Source organism: Exiguobacterium sp. RIT594 (assembly GCF_003339585.1).
Classification (GTDB): domain Bacteria; phylum Bacillota; class Bacilli; order Exiguobacteriales; family Exiguobacteriaceae; genus Exiguobacterium_A.
Map to the genome: position 1 here is coordinate 1,572,871 of NZ_QPKF01000001.1, position 19,529 is coordinate 1,592,399.

The window sequence follows — 19,529 nt, forward strand, 5'->3', positions numbered from 1 at the left end:
TCATGCACATCGAACGTTCGGTTCCATTTTGGCTGGAACGCCGGCTCTTTTCCGTTTATGTCATTTTAACGTTCGTTTTCTTATTTATCCCGGGGTTGTCCTTACTCGGCTTTTTATTCGCGGCAATCTCGACTGTTCACTACGTTGTCGGACAGACTGAAAAACAACTGAAGCGGGACGTTGCCTTGGAATGGAAACATTACGAACCGCTGATGTTTAATCAGGAATCGACTGCGCTGCGTTTACAGCTGTTCGGTCTTGAAGCCCTCGAAAAATTAGGACTGAAGACCACACTCCGGCTGCATACAGATGACGGTCTTGTTTTTCCTGACATGGATCCGCTCCACCCGCATACGTATCATGCCGTCATCGGGGCGGATGAACAAATTGAAATCCCGATTCAGGCGATGCGTCGGGGACCCGCACATTTTGACGAACTCACATTAACCATCCGGCTCCCTTGGCGGATGGGTGTCTATCTTTTTACCTTTGATGCATTTCCTCATTTTACGGTTTTGCCTTCGCTGACGGCGCAGGCAACCCCGCTCTTGCTGCACCGACTTCGGATCGGAGATCGGGCCGACCGGTACTCTCCGCTGAAAAATAAGCTCGTTCAACTGGGGGCAAAACCGTATACGGCCGAGCCGTCGAAAGAAATCGACTGGTATGCGACAGCGAAGACCGGCCGTCTGCAGGCCAAAGTCTTTGAAACGAGCAACCAGGATACGTTCAGCCTTGCCTTGAACCTGTCCGGTCCAAGCGGTTACGGACTGCATACGAACTTTGAGACGTTCATTGATCAGACTGCGTTTCTCGTAAGTGAGCTGATCAAAGAAGGCTGTAAGGTTGAACTGTTTTTAAACCATCTCGACGCAAACAACCAAATGTCCCATTTGAAGCTTCAGGAAGGTCAGCCTCAACTGAAACAAATCTTATTGACGCTTTCGACACTGTCCACGCGGGATACTTATATTCCGACCGGACAATTCGAGCGGTATGTCACACGCCGGAAACACCGCAACAGTCAATTGATTCAAATTGGCAATGATCTCATTCAGGCTATCGGTTAAACTGCTAGTGTAGGAGGAACAATATGTCGTCGTTTATCATTCGTAAAACTACTCAACTTGTATTTGCTTTTCTTGTTTTAGTCGGGATCAGTGCTCTGCCGGGTTTGATCGTTCAGATGCGACCGGATTTTCCTTGCTATTTCAAAATGGTCCAACAACAGCTCGGTCTGTTGACGACTTCCGCCCCGTTGACATATTACAATGTCACCGCTTCCGAAAAAAGACCGCTGATGCCTGATCTCCAGCCGTTCATCCAGGAAACGCTCATCATTTTCACCAGTGCTCTGATCTGTTCATCGGTCGTGGCGTTGCTTTATGCCTTTTTGTTTTACCGGACCGGATCAAAAACCCGGTCCATCCTGACACAATCCGCCCGGCTCCTCGAAATGATTCCCGATTTATTTTGGATCATCGTTTCCCAGTCCATCATCGTTTTTTTATTCAAGACGACCGGATTTAATCAAATTGAAATCGCCGGCGGATTCGCAGACTCGATTCGTTTCCTGCCGATTTTGACTTTATCATTGACGACTGTCTTTTTCTTCATCAAATGGTTGACCGGTCGGATTCAGGAAGAACAGTATGCGAGCTATCTGGAGTTGGCCCGTGCTAAAGGCATGCACTCGACCCAACTGTTTTGGCAACATTTGATGCCCAATCTGTTTTATCGGTTTTATCTGTTTTTCCGGACCAACACCATTACGATTCTGTCGAGCCTGGTCGTCATCGAATATGCTTTTAACGTCCAGGGACTGTTCCGTTTTATCTTGATCAATCAAGATTTTTCGGTATTACTCGTCTTGTTGCTCCTCATTTATGTACCCTTTTTCATTTTGGATACAGTGGCAGAACTTTGTATCCCCCGCTCGTGGAAAGGAGAGATTTCATGAGACGTGTTTTACTGCGTGACCCCGTCTTTTGGGTGTGTCTGCTGTTCTTCGGGACCTTACTGATACTCAGTTTTGCCAATTCCGTATTTCGTGATGGACAGGTTGATCAAATTCAGAATCTCTATTCAAAGGATGGAACATTTATCGCCACCTCGCCACTTGAACCGTCTGCAGAACGGTGGCTCGGGACGGATCGTTCCGGAAACGATTTGTTTCAGGTGATGATTGAAGGTGCCAAGTGGACGATCGGTATTTGCGTCAGCATCGCCTTCGCTCGAATCGCTCTCGCGTTGCTGATTGGTATTCCGCTCGCTTTTCGGAAGAAACAACTGTATACGGTATTACGACTGCTGTTAGACGGTTTCTTGATCCTCCCGATTTTGCTGATTGCATTATTCATTCTGTTACCGGCTTTCCAGTTCTTCGATCCCGCCGAGATTCCGTCTACGTTCTCACGGGTCTTCCTTGAAATCAGTGTCTTGGCGTTACTCGGTTTACCGGCACTCGTGCTGTATTTCATCGGTGAAACCCGGCAACTGCTCGCTCAAGAGTTCATGCTTGTCGCCCGGACACTCGGCGGGCGTCCGGGCTATCAATTCCGGACACACATCTGGCCGCACCTGTTGCCGACGTTGACGATTGTCTTCATGCAACAGTTTGTCCAGACATTGATGGTCCTGATCCATCTCTCGTTGTTCGGTTTATTTTTCGGCGGAACACTTGTCTTGTTCGAAGGCAATGCTGCCCCGACGATTTTTGAATGGGCTTCCCAGTTCGGTTATTATTTCTTTCAGTTCACTGCCGTCTCCTGGATCAACCATCTATTTTTAGTTCCGGCAATCGCTTTGGCTTTGCTCGTGTTCTTTGCCAATCTACTGACGAGCCGCCTCGAGCGTGCTTACCGCTTGCGTCGACAACAAATGATTCCCTCTGTCCCGCTTGCTGCAGCAGATGCGGAAGCCGCCGCCGCCCGCTTATCCGACCCGTTTGATCCGGTCGACATCTCAATCAAATCATAGGAGGATGTGTCAATTACCCATCACTAAAGTGACGGGCTTGTGAAAGCCTGAAATTGACTAGTCTCGGTTCTCACGAACTCCGTTGGTTGGGTCATGACACCTCTCGGTGCCCGTTCTAACCGTTTGCTCTGTCGTCTGTGATTAAAAGTCCTGTTGGGTCGGGACGGTGTTGCAGATGGAAAAAGCCCTACCAACATTGACGAAGAACAATAAACTCGTAGGAGGAAAACGTAATGTTCGTTTTCGTACTAAACCATCATGGTGAACCATTGATGCCATGCAAACCAAGTAAAGCACGAAAATTATTAAACAATGGCAAAGCGAAGTTGGTCAAACAAACTCCATTCACCATTCAGCTACTGTTCGGATCAAGTGGGTATAAGCAAGAAATTTCACTGGGCGTTGATGCCGGAACGAAACATATCGGTTTCTCAGCGACAACATCCACTAAGGTATTGCTCGAAGGAGAAGTACAACTGCGTACCGACATCCAAGACCTACTGGCGACACGACGTGCTATGCGAAGCGCAAGAAGAAGCCGGAAGACACGTTACCGTCAAGCGCGTTTTCTTAATCGTAAGAAACCAAAAGGGTGGCTTGCGCCATCCGTTCAGCATAAAGTCGATGCCCATCTGAAACTCGTCCGGATGATTCATCGTCTGTTGCCAATCAAACATCTAACGATTGAAGTCGCTCAGTTCGACATCCAAAAGATCAAGAGTCCTGACATATCGGGTGATCTGTATCAGAAGGGAGACCAACTCGGTTTTTGGAACGTCCGGGAATATGTCTTCTTCCGAGACAAGCACATCTGTCAGCACTGCAAAGGAAAATCGAAGGACAAGATCTTGAACGTCCATCATATCGAAAGCCGTCACACTGGTGGGGATGCACCAGATAACCTCCTCACACTCTGTGAGACATGCCACAAGAAGATTCACAAGGAAAACCTGGAGCATCTTTTCCAACGTAAATCACGTTCTTTCCGTGATGCCACGCAGATGACAGTCATGCGTTGGTTCATCTACAACGCTGTCAAAGAAACGTACCCTTACGTCAAACTGACCTATGGCTTCCTCACGAAGAACATACGCATTCAAAATGGACTCGAGAAGCGTCATGCTGTCGACGCACGTTGCATCAGCGGGAATCCATTATCGGAAGAACCGAATGTGTCGTATCTTTTCCGACAGGTACGCGCGAACAACCGTCAACTGCATAAGATGACCATTGGTAAAAAGGGTAAGAGAAAGGCGAACAAAGCGGAGCGTTTTGTCCGCGGTTATCAACTGTTCGACAAGGTACACTACGAGGGACAGACGTGTTTCGTTTTCGGAAGACGTAAGACCGGCTATTTCGATCTTAGGACGCTACAAGGAGTCCGTGTTCATAAATGCGCTTCGCATAAGAAACTGACACTACTTGAAAGAGCGACGACATGGCTCGTCGACATTCCAACCAGAAGGAGGTGGAGGTCGGCTCCTCCCATGACTGAAGCCACGGGTCTCCGCCGACCTATAAACAATGAAACGAATAGCTGTTGGTACCGTCATGGTAGTGTATATGACGGTTTTTAGTTTTTCACTTTGGACTTATCAACATCCGGTCCTCACCAGTTCCGACCAGTCGAAACTACTCCCGACCCGTGTCAAACAGATTCGTTCGGCGACATCGACGAACGATCTCAAGTACTGGGTTGCGCAAGCAAAACAGCGGCAGGAAACCGTTTCTGTCGCCGGTATGCAACACAGCCAGGGCGGACAAACCTATCTGCCGGATACAACAGTTCTCGATATGACAGATTACGACCGAATTTTGGAATATACGCCGGACAAGCACCGGATTACAGTCCAAAGCGGAATCACCTGGGCCGAAATTCAGGACCGGATTCAGCCGGATGGACTGGCGGTTCAGGTCATGCAATCCCAAAACATCTTTACGGTCGGCGGTGCCCTCAGCGTCAATGTCCATGGCCGGGATATCCGCTACGGTTCCCTGCTCGATACCGTCGATTCCTTCCGGCTGTTGAAGGCAGACGGTACCGTCGTCCATGTCAGCCGAAACGAAAATGCGGATTTATTCCGCCTCGTCCCCGGCGGATACGGACTGTTCGGCATCATTTTGGATGTCACCCTGAAACTGACCGACGACGAATGGTATACCGAGCAGACCGTCGCTTTGGACTATCATGATTATCCGGCTTATTTCCGTCAACATGTACTCGGTGATGCTGACGTCCGGATGCATATCGGACGTATTTCCGTCGCGCCGGACGGGTTTTTCAAAGAGATGTATGTGACGAATTATCATAAAGCCGAACGAACGGTTCCGATTGAAGAGGAACCGCTTAAGCAGGAAACAATCATTGCCCTGCCGAAAGCGTTACTCGGTCTCTCCCGGTACAGCGACTTCGGAAAAAATCAGCTCTGGTCGTTTCAAAAATCGTATTTCCTGAAGCAGAGCGGCACGTTCGAATCCCGTAACAATGTCATGCGGTCCGACAGTGCGTTCATGGAGTATACCAGTCAAGGTCGGACCGAATTACTCCAGGAATATTTCGTGCCGGTCGATTCGTTTGTTTCCTACGTCGATCAACTGCGGTCGATTTTGACAGCCCATGAACTGAATGTCTTGAATATCACGATCCGGTATGTCGAGCAGGATGAGACAGCTGCCTTATCCTATGCGAAACAGGATATGTTTGCCCTCGTTTGGTTGATCAATACGGAAACGGATCCGGTATCGATTAAAGAAACGAAACGGATTGTTCAAAAGTTGATTGATGCGACACTCGAACATCAGGGCAGTTACTATTTGCCGTACTACCCGTTCGCGACACGCAGGCAGTTCCATGACGCGTATCCACATGCTGCTGCTTTCAAAGCCGCGAAACAAAGGCAGGATCCCGCTGGACTTTTCATGAACCAATTTTATCTCGACTATTTGAAGTAAGGAGACAATGATGAACTATCCACTTTTTGTTCGTATTCAAAGCATGATTTTAATGAGCAGCAGTATCATTTTTCCATTTTATTTATTGCTTGTCCGGCAAATTGGCGATTCCTATGCCCAGTTTGGTCTGGCCTACGGTCTCTTCACGCTGACGTCAGCATTCGCTTATCTCGGAATCGGTCGGTTGAGTGACCGGTTCGGGGACCGATCATTGCTTGTCACCCACACGTTCGGGATGGCGCTGATTTTACTGTATGTTCCGATCGTGACCTCCATCAGTCATGTCTACCTGATTCAAATCATTATGGGAATACTCGGGGCATTGCAAAAGAACACGGAAAAAACCATTCTCGCCCGGCAGGAACTTGCCTTGACGACGGTCGGCCGGGCAATCGGCCGCTATCATTTCAAGACGTCTTTATGGTCGGCACTTGGCATCATTGCTGCCGGTTATCTGATTGACTTTTTAACGATCGGCAGTCTGTTTTACATCATCTCTGCCGTCTATTTGTATGTCACGGTGCGTTTACTGTGGGACCGTCCACGTTCAGGAAAAAAACATACGGAAGATTCATCATCGGGTGTCGAAGCGGGTATAAAGAAGTAGAAGGGATGTGATCGCATGATTGACGTAACCCATTACTCCCAAACATTCGGGAAACGCACGGTCTTGACCGATGTCCAGTTTTCGATTGGTCAAGGTGAAATCGTCGGTTTAATTGGTCCGAGCGGTTCCGGAAAAACGACTTTAATTAAGTCCTTGATTGGTCTGCAGCAACCGACGACCGGGACGATCACCGTGCTCGGAACAAAACAACCCTCGCTTGCCCAAGCGGAGAAAATCGGCTACATGGCACAGTCCGATGCGCTTTATGAAGATTTGACGGCGCGCGGTAATCTCCGATATTTCGGAAAACTGTACGGTTTAAAAAAAGCACGCCTCCGGGCCCGCATCGAAACCGTCCTTGAATTCGTCGATTTAAAAAAAGATGCCGATCGCCCGATTCATCAGTTTTCCGGCGGGATGAAGCGTCGGCTCAGCCTGGCCATCGCCTTGATTCATGAACCAAGTCTTTTACTGCTCGATGAACCGACGGTCGGGATTGATCCCGCGCTCAAGAAAACATTTTGGCATGAGTTTGAACAATTGCGTCAGTCCGGCGTGACGATTCTCGTCACGACCCACGTCATGGATGAAGCGGAGCGTTGCGATCGTTTATTGTTGATTCAACACGGCCGTCTGATCGAAGCCGGTACACCGGACGACCTGATTCAACGCTTCGGCTCCATCGATGAAGCTTTCATTCAAAAGGAGCGAGTATGATGCAAATTCTGACGGTAGCTGAACGTGTCATTTCACAGATTTTTCGGGATAAACGGACGATTGCCATGATGTTTCTCGCTCCGTTGTTTGTCCTCTTCTTACTGTCGACGATTCTCGGCTCGAGCTCGGATGATGTGACGATTGGTACGGTCGATCTGCCGGTCTCCTTTCAAGACACGTTGAAAACCAAAACCGATACTCGCACCTTTACAGATAAAGCGGCCGGTGTCACCGCCATGAAGGATCGCGAAATCGATGCCCTGATTACCTTTCAAAAAAATCAGCCGCAGATTTTGATTGAAGGCGGCGATATTTCAAAAAATGCAGCGGCACTCCACGTCATTCAGGAGACATTGATTACTATCCAGGGACAACAAGCGCTCGCTGCCAATACGAAACTTACGGCAGCCGTTAAACAGTTGCAGCAACAGCTGACCCAATTGACGAATCAAACGTTTGAAACACCGCAACCTGTTGCACCTCCCGTCACTAAACCCGATATCCAGTTTTTATACGGCAATCCGGACGCCGAATTATTTGATCAAATCGCCCCTGCCTTAATGGGCTTTTTCATCTTCTTGTTCGTGTTCATCATTGCCGGTGTCAGCTTTTTACGGGAACGGTCGAGCGGTACACTGGAACGGACACTTGCGACTCCGCTCAAACGGTCGAGCATCGTCTTCGGTTATTTCGTCGGTTTCTTTTTATTCGTCACGATCCAAACGATTCTCATCCAACTGTTCATCGTCAACGTGCTTGACGTGACACAACAGGGGAACTACTTCCTGCTTTTGTTCGTCAATCTCCTGACGGCAAGTGTCGCCTTGTCACTCGGCTTACTGCTGTCGAGTTTTTCCCGGACGGAATTTCAACTGATTCAGTTCATCCCTTTAGCGATCGTACCTCAGATTTTTTTCAGCGGACTGTTTGATTTGAGTGATGCCCCGCTTTGGGTGGAAGTCATCAATCGGTTGATGCCGTTGACTTATGCCGCGCATGCTCTGCAAAATATCATGACTCGGGGCTACGGGCTGCAGGACATTTGGGTCGACCTCGTCGTGCTGGCAGGATTTGTTGTGTTATTCGTCGCCCTCAACATGCGGGCTCTCAAAAAACAACGCCCGGTCTGAGTTCATTGACCTCATTTTCCCGACTCCATTGACAATCCATTTTTTTCCTTATACAATCAAAAAAACCGCGAAATGAGGCTGACCGATGTAAATTCATCTATTTACCCACCCACTAACTAAATACGAACGATGTGGAGGTTTTATAGATGAACCGATTTACAACTTTACTGGTCAGCCAGTGGGTAGCAAATGCGGGAGATGCGCTCTACATCGTCGCTCTCATCGCTACCCTGTATGCTGAAACCGGACAGGCCAGTACAGCTGCCCTGTTCCCGATTACCGTGACGGCAGGCATGACGCTCAGCGGATTTTTCTTTGCCGATCTCGTAAGACGGTTCCGCCATGCTTCGCTTTTGTTATCCAGTCAGCTTTTAAAAACGATCAGCCTCGGTCTGATTGTATTTCTTGATTTACCGTTCGGTTATCTGCTTGGATGCGTCGTCTGGATTGCCTTTCTCGACGGATTTGCCCGACCGCTCGAAAGTGCCTTCCTGCCGCGCATCACGGATAATCTTCAAAAAGCCAACAGTCTGGTTCAAGGGACAAACCAAGTCGTCCAACTGGTGATGTGGCCGCTCGGTGCGATTTTTGTCAGCCTCGGCTCCCCCGGTCTCGTCCTGACGATTTCGTTCGGCTTATTTGTTATGGCAAGTCTTTGGACCGGTCTGTTTCGTCATCAGGTCCGTCAACTCGCGGATCCTGTCGAAGAAACGCAGGAAACACCGTCGTTCCGCTCTAGCTTCCGCTATACGTGGACGACTGAACCGGCCCGGCTGAATACGACGTTGCTCGGCATCGACGCCTTTGCCAGTACCGCCTGGATTTCAGCGTTATTCCTTGTTTATATTGATACGCATCTCCATGTGTCTGACAGCTGGTGGGGCATCTTAAATGCGTTTTACCTGCTCAGCATGATCGGCGGCAGTTATTACATGCTCCGCCGGACCAAATCCGCTTCCCTGTTAACGCTGAGTGTGGCGTTATCGGTCGGAGCCACCGTCTTATTTGCGTTCGCACCGTCTGTCGTCTTTGCCGTTGTCGCCTGTGTGTTGCAGGGCACCTCGAGCCAACTACGGGCAATTGAGCTGACTACCCGTTTGCAGGAAGCGACGCCATCCGCCCGCTTACCGTACGTCTACAGCATGCAACAAACCGTCTATACGCTCAGTTTTTGTCTAGGCAGTCTGCTGTTCGGATTGCTTGCGGACCGTTTGAGCATCGAGACCGTCTACTGGATCGCGGCCGCGGTCGCTCTGCTGATGTTCCCGGCAGCCCGGCGTTTGCATGATACCGTTTTGATCAAGCAGAAACAGCGCATCTCGTAAGACAAGCACCCAAAAGAGAGGTTTTTTCAGGTATCGCACCTGGAAAAGACCTCTCTTTTTTATCTGTTCGTTGCTATCTTTTTTGGTGAAATACCAGTAATCCTGTTCCCATCAACAGACAGACAAGTCCAAGCGAGAAATAGGCTCCGTCAAGACCTGAACTTTGACTGATTTGACCAAACACCAATCCGATACCGATCGTCACCACACTCTCAAGCATCGACAGCATCGAACTACCCGTCGCCCGAACATCATCCGTCAACATGTCCTGCAACCATGTCGTCAGGACTGGTTCCGACCAGCCGTAAATCAAAAACAGACCTATTAAGACAAGAACGGACCATCGACTGTCCATCACAGCAAGTAAGACAAAACCGCCTGCATACACAAGTAGAAGAACGCTGAGCGGAACGAACAGACGGGCCGGTTTAGGCAAAAGATTACCGAGTCCCTGGGCGACCATCAGACCAATCAAGATAACCCCAAACCAGGAGACGGAAATGCCTTGTTCCTGGACATACAATTGCCAGAACTCATCCAAGAACGTAATTGTCGCTCCAAACGAAATGCTGAGTAGCGTCATCCGGATGAACGAAGGAACAAGATTCCACCGACGCCAGTCGTAACGCGTAACAGAAACTGACGGTCGTCCGGATTTGTCCGGTTCAGTCAACAAGCAACTGACAAAAACAGCCGCCGTCAAACAACCAAGCGAGAGATGATAATGCACCGTCAGCTCGTAGGATGTCGCAAGCCAGGCTCCAATCAGCGCCGCACTACCGGTTGCTGCAAGACCTGCCGCGTTTATTCGGCCAATCGTTTTCTCAAAACGGTCCTTTTCCCCTAGTTGCTCCATCGTTTCGTAAATCAAGGCCTCTTCCGCTCCGCTGACAGCGGCACTTCCGATTCCGGCTAACACCATCGCCAGTAAAAAGGACGACAGGTCATACGCCTGAAGCAAGATTACAAACGATAACGTTTCAAAGAGTGTCCCCGTCAGCAGACTGATTTTCCGTCCCAACCGGTCAGCAAACAAACCAAATGGGACTTCTAGCATCACCACCGTCAGGGCAAAGATGATTTCAGCATAGACGACGTCCTGCACCGTCATGCCGCGTTGTTCCCAAAACAAGCGCTCGATGACATAAGCCGGCAGACATGCGGCCAAACAACGAATCAGATACATCAGTCGAATATTCCGCCGAAGTCGAACTTAACAAGGCGGCCGTATATTTTTCATGGTGGATTCCTCCTTTTTGAGTGATATCCTGTAACCTGTGTTTTTACTTTTCCCGTTTCTGTTTCTTCCGAATCGGGTTACACAAAAAAGCAGACGACGGATCGTCCGTTGTCTGCTTCTGCTTCTGTTTCAGTCTGCTTATCTTTTATGGTCTTTCGCATGTTCCGTTCCGGTAATCGTTTCAAGTGAACTGATTTGTTCGAACGGCAGTTCAATCGTAAAGGTTGAACCGCTACCTTCCGTCGATTCCACATGGATCAACCCTTCGTGGGCACGGACGATTTCCTGACAAATCGCAAGCCCCAGACCGGTTCCACCGATTTTCCGGCTGTCTGAATTATCGACCCGGTAAAACTTACTGAACAGTTCAGGTAAGGCATGTTGCGGAATCCCGATTCCTTCATCGATGATCTGAATCCGTAACCGGTCATCCAATGCCTCGAGCTTCAGCTCAATTTCTCCGCCATCCGGTGAATACTTGATGGCGTTATTAATCAAATTTCCGAACAACTGACGCATTTTCGATTCGTCCGCTTCAATCCAACGAAGCGGCTGATCTCCTTTTTCAAGCGTCAGTTGATGCTGACTGGTCGAACCGGCATGGAATTCAGCAACTTCCTGAATCAGGTTTCCAAGATCGAGTTTTTCGAACTGATACTGTTGCTGACTTGATTCCATACGTTGAACATCCAGGAAATCGTTAACGAGACTCGTCAGACGTTGCGTCTCCGAATGAATCGTCGACAAATACCGTTGTTGACGGTCAATTGGCAAGTCTTTCGCCAGCATCAACTCGGTATACCCGAAGATGGATGCAAGCGGCGTCCGTAACTCGTGGGATACTGTCGAGACGAACTCCGACTTCATCCGGTCGATGCCGGTTTCAATCGTCACATCCCGCAGCACGAGCATCGTTCCGCGGAAACGGCCGCCGTACTGAATCCCTTCCGCATACACTTGGACAAATCGTTCCTCTTTGTTTAAGGATAAGGATAAGCCTTCGGTTGGAATTTCATGAAGACAGACCCGACTCATATATTCGAGGAATGCTTCATGTTGATCGACCTGAACAGCCAACTCTTCAATCTTGACGTCAAGCGTCATCAATCCCTCATCAAATTGATCATGGGACGGATGATGGAACAAGGCGAGTAACGGTTTGTTGGCGAAAATCTTATCATCTTCGATATAAATGACAGCTTCACGAATCGAATGCAACAGCTTCGATGTTTTCTCGCGTTCCCGCTCGATTTCATCAAAGACCCGCATCCGGAGCAGTGACAAGGCCAACTGTCGGGAGAACGACCAGATTTCTTCCGTTTGCTCCTCATTAAACTGATCCCGGTAACGGACCAGATAGATGCTTGCGATCATCGTATTGGTCGACGGATCCATGACTGGAACAACCGTTTCGTACATGCTGTACGGGTAAGGAAGCGGATGATCACTCGTCACTTGTTTCGTCGAACGGACGGCGTGCTTGTGCATCCGTGCCCGTTCCAGTAACGAAATTGAAGAGTGTAACAACTGATGCTCCTGATCCGGTGTCATCCCGTACGAGACGATATCCGTATAACGATCGTCGTCAAGGAAAACGATCGCACCAAGCTCGGCATCGGTAATCGTAATTAATTTTTCAATGATTGCAGGGTAAGCCGTTAACGTTTCCCGCGAAGCGAGCGTTTCCGTCAACTCATTGCGGTACCGCAAATGCGTTTCATTTCGCAACGTAGTATCGAGCGCTTCTTCCAGTTCTTCTTGTTGCATCTGTAACTCTTCCTGTTGGGCAACGAGTTCTTCCTGCTGACTCTGCAACTCATCGTTACTTGAAACGAGTTGCATCTTTTGGGAAGAAATCGATGCTGCCATCTGATTGAAAGTTGTCGTTAATTCACCGACTTCATCCTGTGAATTCACAACTTTGATTGGTGTCGCATCCTCGCCTTGTGCGAGACGACTGCTCTCCCGGTTCAACTGACGTAATTGTCCGGTCAGACGCGAGACAAATGGACGGACAAGCAACGCAATGATCAGCAGGAGAACAGCCAGATTAATGAACCCAAGTACTTGAGAAGCATTGACCTGTTTGCCCAGTTTTTCTTGCGCCGCAAGTTCCTGTTTATTGAGCGAGTTGCGGTACTTCGTGAAGACCGTTTCCATATCGACGATGCTTGAACTCATATCCGCTGCACTTTTCGTTTTGATATTGAACTTCCGTTTTGGATCGAGTGTCGGTGCTTTCGTGACTTTTCCGAGCGTTGCCATCTGCAGGAACGGTTCTGTCACATCCCCGTCTTTTTTAGCAGCGACGTAGTTCGTCAGACTAGGCATGACGCGTTGCGTATACGCCGTATAAAGCGATCGGGCATCTTTTGCATACTGTTTTTCTTCTTTAAAACGGGCATTTTTCTCAAACCACGTTGTTTGTTGATTGATGTTCGTTTTTTTACGTTCAATTTCTTCCAGCATTGCTTTATCACCTAATAAGACGAATCCGCGCATTTCATACTGAAGACTTTGCCATGATTCATATAAGTTCGTCGCACGTGTCCGATGATCGTTTAATGTCAGCAGTTCCTGACGTGATGTCTGAACCTGACTTTTCGTATAAAAATAAACGCCGGCTGAGGTCAGCACGAGTGTCAATATAATCATATAGAAGGCAGACATAATTTGGCGTCCAATCGTTCGATTAAGCCATGACTTCATCTATTCATCCCCCTCTACTGTTGAAACTTAAACTAATCGTTTCTAAACCTTATTCTAAAGCTTTTTTAAGCAAAACCACTAAATATGCTCAAAAAAGACCACTTTTCATCTAACTTTAATCTAAACGGTTGTATGTTACAAACAGATGTCACAAAACAGGAGAAAACTTTGTTCATTTGGAGATTTTTACAAAAAAAACCCGCTCCGATAGACGGAACGGACAGCTATTTAAAGATTAGAATGGTTCGTAATCTCTGTATTTTGTTGATTGACGTGCATCTGATGATGATCATGATGATGATGCGTACTCGAATGACGCCGGACAGGTTCTTCATCTGCAAGTGGATCCCCGTCCAAAATGCCAAGCCGCGCATATTGGGCCGCAACAGCCTGTTTCGTCGTCGCCTGCACTTGATCCGTCTGATGAATCAACGATGCAATTCCTTTCGCCAACCGGAACGGCTCCAAATTCGTTTTTTCGACTGGAAACGACGGCAACGAACGGAGATAGTCAAGATACCGTTCGGCACCTTCTTCCGATGGTGTCACAAGTTCCGAAGCATGATGCCGGAGCGACTTCGTCAGACTGTGTGTCGAGGCCCCCTGTGTAATCATCGTAAACAGTCCAATCACGAAAACACATACGATTATACCAAAAAAGATCATCATGAAAATCGGCATCCCGGAAAAAAAGCCGTCACCTTCAATATACAGCACCAGTCGGTTGCCGCTAAGCAATGACGCAATTCCTGATAACGACATACAAACCCTCCTCGTTTCGTGTGATAGTTACTCTTACGTAACATGAACAAGGAGGGTTTCCGTTTTTTGTTAAGTTTCTAAGGAAACTTCCGCATTAAACCAGTCTTCCACAAACAAAAATCCATTTGGAACATCAATCCGGTAAGAATAGAGGACGGCGAAATCACCGTCTGTCATCATCGGTAAGGTCAATTCCCGCAAGACTGCTTTGACTTCTTCCGTCATGACCGTTTCATAGCGGACGAAATCGTCTTCCCGGGTTTCCCGCTCCGTTAAATACGGCAACAACAATGCTTTTCCAAACGATTGGGGATCATCAATGACTTCTGCCGTCACCCCGAATAATTCTTCCGCTTCTTCGATTAAGGCATCAGCCTGCCCGACCGTCACTTCGTTCGGAAACCAGACCGTCAGTTTGGTCCCTTCTTTCAAAAATTGTTCGAACATTGGTATAAAGGTCTTATTTTCCATCAAATCGTAATGCATCAAGCTTCTCCCTTCACGAACTCGAATTTCAATTGATTTTGTTCCAAATACAGCATCGCCTGGAAAGTACGACCGTTTTTTTTCATCTCAAGCGGCTTTGTTTTTCCGTTCGCGAGAAGTTTTTTCAGCTCGGTTTGTGTCAGACGTGCCCCGAGAATCGTCTTCGGCAGGGTAAAACCACAATTGTTTTTCTGATAGGCACTGCACCCGTAAAACTTCCCCCGATCGAGCAACTCTGCCTGACAGACCGGACAGATGCCGACCGGCCGGTTCGTTGCGCCCCGCGCCCGTTTTGCCGGCACTTGGGTGGGGTCGACTTCCAATTGTTCGACCCGTGTTTTCGCATCCTGGACTAAATGTTGCGATAGTTTTTTCGCCTGATCAACAAACTGGGCCGCTGACGCCTCCCCTTTACCGATCTGGTCGAGCCGGCTTTCCCATTTCGCCGTCATCTCCGGAGAAGCAAGGATACTGCCGCTGACGGCTTCAATCAAAATCCGCCCCTTTGCTGTCGGATGGAGTTCTTTTTTCTTCACTTGAATGTATTCCCGGCGTTTCAGTCCGTCGATGATGCCGGCCCGTGTCGCTTCTGTTCCTAGGCCCTCGATTTCTTTCATGATGGCTTGCAGTTCATTTTCGAGTACTTTCCCGGCCGTCTTCATCCCGAGAATCAACGTCCCTTCCGTATAACGTTTTGGCGGTTCCGTTTGCTTCTCGAGTAACTTCGCGCTTTTAATCGGCACCTGTTGTCCGATTTCGAGTGCCGGCAGTTCCTGCTCTTTCGCTTCAACCTTCAAGACTTTCTTGAATCCTAACTCAAGCGACCGGCTGCCTTTTGTGATGAAGCGGTCCTGTTCCCGTTCCGTGATGATTTCCGTTTTTTCCGATCGGGCATCCGGGGCAAACGCCGCCAGGAAACGACGGACGATCAAATCGTAGACTTGTGCATCGCGTCCTGTCAGTTTTGCAACGGCTCCCGCTTCTTCGGTCGGGATAATCGCATAATGATCGCTGACCTTCGCTGAATTGACGTACCGTTTATTATTCGTCAGATTGTTCGTCACGATGTCCGTCAGTTCGGTATACTCCGGCTGTTTCAGAAGTCGTTTTAAAATCGTCGGAAACTGGCTCGCTTCATCTTTTGAGACAAAGGACGAATCCGTCCGCGGATAACTGATCCAGCCCCGGATATACAGTTTTTGCGCAATATCAAGTGTTTCCTTTGCGCCAAGTCCGAAACGCCGGCTCGCTTCCGTTTGCAACAATGACAAACTGAACCAGAACGGCGGTTTTTCGACTTGTTCCGTCTTCTCGACTGCTGCTACGGTACCGGTTCCTGTTGTTCGGGCGACAATTGTTTCCGCGAGACTCCGTTCTGTAAGCTTCGTTTGTTTTTTAGCATTGATGTACTTCCCTTTATACCGGGTAAAGTCCGCCTCGACTTCAAAAAACGTTTCCGGACGGAAATTCTCAATCTGCTTTTCCCGTTCGACGATCAAGGATAATGTCGGCGTTTGGACCCGCCCCAGTGAAAAGACGTCGGCAATCCCTTTTTTCTTGAGCAGCGTCGTATAGGCACGGGAAGCATTCATCCCGATCAACCAATCGGCACAGGCACGGCTCATCGCTTCATGAAACAAATTTTCGGTTTCCTTGCCATCGAGCAGATGCGCAAAACCGTGATCAACGGCTTGAGGTGTCAGACTGGAAATCCAAAGACGTTGAATCGGTTTCGCATTGTTCGCCAGCCGGAGAATCAATCGGACGATTGCCTCTCCCTCTCGCTCGGCATCCGATGCTATAATGATGGAAGTTGTCGTCCGTTCGTTCAGTAATTTCTTGATGACCTGGAACGCTTTGCTTTTTCCGCGGGATAACCGGTAGTCAAACCGTTCCGGGATGATCGGGAGATGATCATAGTTCCATCGTTTCCATTTGGCGTCGTAATGGGCCGGTTCCTGAAGTTCACATAAATGGCCGACGGCATAAGCCAGCTTTGCCCCGGCCGGAAACCGGTCACATGGTTTGATTTCAATATATCCGTCCCGTTTGACCGATGGATACGGTGCTGCGAGTTTTTCAGCTTGTTTTGGTTTTTCCGCAATGATTAATTGCATTGATTCACCCTCATTTCCTTACTTCAGACACGCGGAGGTTAACATGCCCTATTTCACTTTATTCATGGCACTCTTTTTTATCTCGACATCTGCAATTTTCGTTAAATGGGCCGAAACCCCGATTGAAGCCGTCGCTTTTTACCGGATGTTGTTTTCGACGCTCTTGCTGTTACCGTTGATTCATCTGAAAGAATTACTTAGTCTCAGTTCAACGACCATCCGACATATGATTTTAAGTGGAATTCTCTTAGCCGGTCATTTTTGGCTGTGGTTCCTGTCCCTTGATTATACGACAGTTGCCAGCTCGACGCTCTTCGTAACCGCGAGTCCGATTTTCGTTTTAATCGGGAACGCTGTCTTCTTTAAACAACACCCGTCACGAAAAGCCCTCTTTTTCGTTGGCGTCGCGTTGTTCGGCGGCGGACTTGTCGCTTATGGTGATATCGCGGTCGGTCCAAGAGCGCTGATTGGAGACGGACTGGCCCTGCTCGCGACGATTCTTGTCGCCGGTTACTGGCTGCTCGGTCAGCACGTCCGGACAAGCGTCTCGACGAATACGTATTCCTTCGGTGTCTATGCCGTGTCTTCCGTCGTTTTGTTACTGTTCTCGCTCATTCAGTCGGTCAATCTGGTCGGTTCATTCCAAACTGATTGGAAAATTTATATTTTACTCGCTGTCTTCCCGACGCTGCTTGGACACAACTTATTTAACTGGGCCTTATCGCGTGTCAGTGCCAGTATCGTCAGCATTACGATTCTCGGTGAAGCCGTCTGGGGGATGATTTTCGGTTATTTCCTGTTCCAGGAATCGTTGACTTGGATTCAAATTACCGGTGCCGCCTTACTGCTCGTCGGAATCGGTCTGTTCCTCCGGCGGAATGAACGGGATATCCGGGAACAATTCGCCAAACAAAATGCCGCAACGACGGCGGAATAAAAAATAAATACCAGTCAGCAGCCTTCTGTTAGAAGATTGTCTGACTGGTATTTTTTAATTCGTCGGATCTTCCGGACGGACTTTCGGCAGACGGAAGGTCATGAAAAAGGCGAGGATGGCGCAGGTGAGTCCGCCAATAAAGACGAGGTGCAACCCATTTGCCAGTGCCTGCTCCGCTGCTGTCTGAACATCCGTTCCATAACGCGATGCGGTACCGGATTGAAAAAACGGATCAATCGAATAGCCGTTCAATAGTTTTGAGTCGGAAAAGGCCTGGATGATTGAGACGTTAAATAACGTCCCGAAGATCGCCACACCAAGCGTTTGACCGGTCGTACTCAAAAATGAGTTGACGGCAGTCGCTGATCCACGCAGTGACCAGTCGACTGATGTCTGCAAGACGACCATGAAGACCGGTTGCGCCAGTCCGAAACCGATTCCAATCAACGAAACAGCCAAATAAATGAAAACGTCACTTGATTCCCGTCCGATTCCGATTAAAATCGCCATTCCGATGACGAGTAATCCCATTCCGGTCATTGTCCGGTAGCGCGGCGAGGCGATGCCAATCGTCCGTCCGCCAACGATTGCCGTCAGTGTCCAAAACAACGATAACGGCATCAGCATGAAGCCGGCTTCGGTCGGACTTTTCCCAAGAACGCCTTGCGCAAAAATCGGGATATATGCCGACATCGAGACAAGTACCCAGGCAGAAAAGAAGACGGCCAGATTGATGACGAGAATGACCGGATGACGGATGACCGCCGGTGGCAATAATGGGTCAGCTGCTTTTTTCTCGACCCGGTAAAACCAAAACAACAGGACCAGACTGACCGCAAAACTGATTAAAATCAGCGGTTCGGCAAAGGATTCAGCTTCACTTCCCGAAAGTAACCCGTACAGTAAGGCACTCATCCCGGTCGCAAATAAAATCGCTCCCCGGTAATCAATCTTACGTGAAGTTTCGGTGACATTTTCTTTATAAAACAGGACGATCATAATAAAGGAAATCAGAGCAAACGGAACATTCAACAAAAAGATATAGCGCCATGATAACGTCTCGACTAAAAACCCGCCGACGAGCGGACCGGCGACACCCGAGATTCCCCAAACCGCACTTAAAACGCCCTGGATTTTCCCGCGTTCCTCGTATGTATACAAATCCCCGATGATGGTCATCGCAATCGGCAAGACGGCTCCCGCTCCAATTCCTTGCGCGGCGCGGAACAGAATCAGCATTTCCATCGATTGCGCCAATCCACAGGCGAGCGACGCGACCGTGAAGACTCCAATTCCAAACAACAGGACTCGTTTTCTTCCGTACAAGTCAGCCATCTTTCCGTAAATCGGTGTCGATACCGCCATGAACAGTAAGAAACCGGCGAAAATCCAGCTGACGAGTTTCGCGCCGTTTAACTCACTTGCCATGACCGGTGTTGCCGTCGCAACAATCGTACCTTCAATCGCTGCCAAAAACGTAGCTAATAACAAAGCAATCGTGACATTTTTCCTCAAGAGACTCAGCTCGCTTTCTGTAGGTGTATCCTTTCTTTATCATACCTTGAATC

Annotated in this window: 16 protein-coding genes; 10 read left to right on the forward strand and 6 right to left on the reverse strand. The window is 48.7% G+C overall.

Annotated elements, in window-relative coordinates; translation table 11 throughout:
- Positions 1 to 2: 2 nt before the first annotated feature.
- The 9 genes from DVG79_RS08210 (at position 3) to DVG79_RS08250 (ending at position 9,710) form a co-directional block, all read left to right on the forward strand.
- Positions 3 to 1,070: a DUF58 domain-containing protein gene (locus DVG79_RS08210; protein ID WP_114596281.1), complete on the forward strand. Its 1,068-nt coding sequence runs from the start codon at positions 3 to 5 to the stop codon at positions 1,068 to 1,070.
- A 23-nt stretch (positions 1,071 to 1,093) separates the two neighbouring features.
- The gene (locus tag DVG79_RS08215; RefSeq protein WP_114596282.1) at positions 1,094 to 1,960 is read left to right on the forward strand and encodes an ABC transporter permease subunit; all 867 of its coding nucleotides are present in this window, start codon (positions 1,094 to 1,096) and stop codon (positions 1,958 to 1,960) included.
- On the forward strand, positions 1,957 to 2,979 hold the full coding sequence (locus DVG79_RS08220) for an ABC transporter permease subunit (protein WP_114596283.1): 1,023 nt from the start codon (positions 1,957 to 1,959) through the stop codon (positions 2,977 to 2,979). Before DVG79_RS08215 ends, DVG79_RS08220 begins: the two co-directional genes overlap by 4 nt.
- Positions 2,980 to 3,212: 233 nt before the next feature.
- Positions 3,213 to 4,556, forward strand: a complete 1,344-nt coding sequence (gene iscB / locus DVG79_RS08225) for an RNA-guided endonuclease IscB (RefSeq protein ID WP_114596284.1) — start codon at positions 3,213 to 3,215, stop codon at positions 4,554 to 4,556.
- Positions 4,504 to 5,931 (forward strand): FAD-binding oxidoreductase, encoded by a 1,428-nt coding sequence (locus DVG79_RS08230; RefSeq protein WP_114596285.1) that lies wholly within the window; start codon positions 4,504 to 4,506, stop codon positions 5,929 to 5,931. The genes iscB and DVG79_RS08230 overlap by 53 nt, the downstream gene beginning before the upstream one ends.
- A gap of 10 nt (positions 5,932 to 5,941) precedes the next feature.
- Complete coding sequence (locus DVG79_RS08235) at positions 5,942 to 6,538, forward strand: MFS transporter (RefSeq protein ID WP_114596286.1); 597 nt, start codon at positions 5,942 to 5,944, stop codon at positions 6,536 to 6,538.
- A gap of 15 nt (positions 6,539 to 6,553) precedes the next feature.
- Positions 6,554 to 7,255: an ABC transporter ATP-binding protein gene (locus DVG79_RS08240; RefSeq protein WP_114596287.1), complete on the forward strand. Its 702-nt coding sequence runs from the start codon at positions 6,554 to 6,556 to the stop codon at positions 7,253 to 7,255.
- Positions 7,255 to 8,385 carry an ABC transporter permease gene (locus tag DVG79_RS08245; RefSeq protein WP_114596288.1) on the forward strand — a complete coding sequence of 377 codons (1,131 nt, stop codon included), beginning with the start codon at positions 7,255 to 7,257 and terminating at the stop codon, positions 8,383 to 8,385. The genes DVG79_RS08240 and DVG79_RS08245 overlap by 1 nt, the downstream gene beginning before the upstream one ends.
- A gap of 146 nt (positions 8,386 to 8,531) precedes the next feature.
- A complete protein-coding gene (locus tag DVG79_RS08250; protein WP_114596289.1) occupies positions 8,532 to 9,710 on the forward strand; it encodes an MFS transporter in 1,179 nt (392 codons plus the stop codon).
- Positions 9,711 to 9,783: 73 nt separating this feature from the next.
- Here DVG79_RS08250 and DVG79_RS08255 read toward each other — a convergent pair whose 3' ends face one another.
- The 5 genes from DVG79_RS08255 to DVG79_RS08275 all read right to left on the reverse strand — a co-directional run bounded on the left by DVG79_RS08255 (position 9,784) and on the right by DVG79_RS08275 (position 17,024).
- The gene (locus DVG79_RS08255; RefSeq protein WP_233494559.1) at positions 9,784 to 10,896 is read right to left on the reverse strand and encodes an MFS transporter; all 1,113 of its coding nucleotides are present in this window, start codon (positions 10,894 to 10,896) and stop codon (positions 9,784 to 9,786) included.
- 192 nt (positions 10,897 to 11,088) lie between these two features.
- Entirely contained in the window at positions 11,089 to 13,659 is a 2,571-nt protein-coding gene (locus DVG79_RS08260) for an ATP-binding protein (protein ID WP_114596290.1), read from the reverse strand.
- Positions 13,660 to 13,887: 228 nt separating this feature from the next.
- A complete protein-coding gene (locus tag DVG79_RS08265; protein ID WP_114596291.1) occupies positions 13,888 to 14,421 on the reverse strand; it encodes a hypothetical protein in 534 nt (177 codons plus the stop codon).
- 69 nt (positions 14,422 to 14,490) lie between these two features.
- Positions 14,491 to 14,907: a hypothetical protein gene (locus DVG79_RS08270; protein WP_114596292.1), complete on the reverse strand. Its 417-nt coding sequence runs from the start codon at positions 14,905 to 14,907 to the stop codon at positions 14,491 to 14,493.
- Complete coding sequence (locus DVG79_RS08275; RefSeq protein WP_114596293.1) at positions 14,907 to 17,024, reverse strand: DNA topoisomerase III; 2,118 nt, start codon at positions 17,022 to 17,024, stop codon at positions 14,907 to 14,909. The genes DVG79_RS08270 and DVG79_RS08275 overlap by 1 nt, the downstream gene beginning before the upstream one ends.
- A 43-nt stretch (positions 17,025 to 17,067) precedes the next feature.
- On the opposite strand from DVG79_RS08275, the gene DVG79_RS08280 reads away from it, so the two are divergent.
- Positions 17,068 to 17,961: a DMT family transporter gene (locus DVG79_RS08280; protein ID WP_114596294.1), complete on the forward strand. Its 894-nt coding sequence runs from the start codon at positions 17,068 to 17,070 to the stop codon at positions 17,959 to 17,961.
- Positions 17,962 to 18,015: 54 nt separating this feature from the next.
- On the opposite strand, the gene DVG79_RS08285 is transcribed toward DVG79_RS08280, so the two are convergent.
- Entirely contained in the window at positions 18,016 to 19,476 is a 1,461-nt protein-coding gene (locus DVG79_RS08285) for an MDR family MFS transporter (protein WP_114596295.1), read from the reverse strand.
- Positions 19,477 to 19,529 lie beyond the last annotated feature (53 nt).

Bases quoted from the DNA above. Each gene is read 5' to 3' on its own strand.
- DVG79_RS08210 (WP_114596281.1), top strand. From the start codon at position 3: ATGCACATCGAACGTTCGGTTCCATTTTGGCTGGAACGCCGGCTCTTT.
- DVG79_RS08215 (WP_114596282.1), top strand. From the start codon at position 1,094: ATGTCGTCGTTTATCATTCGTAAAACTACTCAACTTGTATTTGCTTTT.
- DVG79_RS08220 (WP_114596283.1), top strand. From the start codon at position 1,957: ATGAGACGTGTTTTACTGCGTGACCCCGTCTTTTGGGTGTGTCTGCTG.
- iscB (WP_114596284.1), top strand. From the start codon at position 3,213: ATGTTCGTTTTCGTACTAAACCATCATGGTGAACCATTGATGCCATGC.
- DVG79_RS08230 (WP_114596285.1), top strand. From the start codon at position 4,504: ATGAAACGAATAGCTGTTGGTACCGTCATGGTAGTGTATATGACGGTT.
- DVG79_RS08235 (WP_114596286.1), top strand. From the start codon at position 5,942: ATGAACTATCCACTTTTTGTTCGTATTCAAAGCATGATTTTAATGAGC.
- DVG79_RS08240 (WP_114596287.1), top strand. From the start codon at position 6,554: ATGATTGACGTAACCCATTACTCCCAAACATTCGGGAAACGCACGGTC.
- DVG79_RS08245 (WP_114596288.1), top strand. From the start codon at position 7,255: ATGCAAATTCTGACGGTAGCTGAACGTGTCATTTCACAGATTTTTCGG.
- DVG79_RS08250 (WP_114596289.1), top strand. From the start codon at position 8,532: ATGAACCGATTTACAACTTTACTGGTCAGCCAGTGGGTAGCAAATGCG.
- DVG79_RS08255 (WP_233494559.1), bottom strand. From the start codon at position 10,896: ATGTATCTGATTCGTTGTTTGGCCGCATGTCTGCCGGCTTATGTCATC.
- DVG79_RS08260 (WP_114596290.1), bottom strand. From the start codon at position 13,659: ATGAAGTCATGGCTTAATCGAACGATTGGACGCCAAATTATGTCTGCC.
- DVG79_RS08265 (WP_114596291.1), bottom strand. From the start codon at position 14,421: ATGTCGTTATCAGGAATTGCGTCATTGCTTAGCGGCAACCGACTGGTG.
- DVG79_RS08270 (WP_114596292.1), bottom strand. From the start codon at position 14,907: ATGCATTACGATTTGATGGAAAATAAGACCTTTATACCAATGTTCGAA.
- DVG79_RS08275 (WP_114596293.1), bottom strand. From the start codon at position 17,024: ATGCAATTAATCATTGCGGAAAAACCAAAACAAGCTGAAAAACTCGCA.
- DVG79_RS08280 (WP_114596294.1), top strand. From the start codon at position 17,068: ATGCCCTATTTCACTTTATTCATGGCACTCTTTTTTATCTCGACATCT.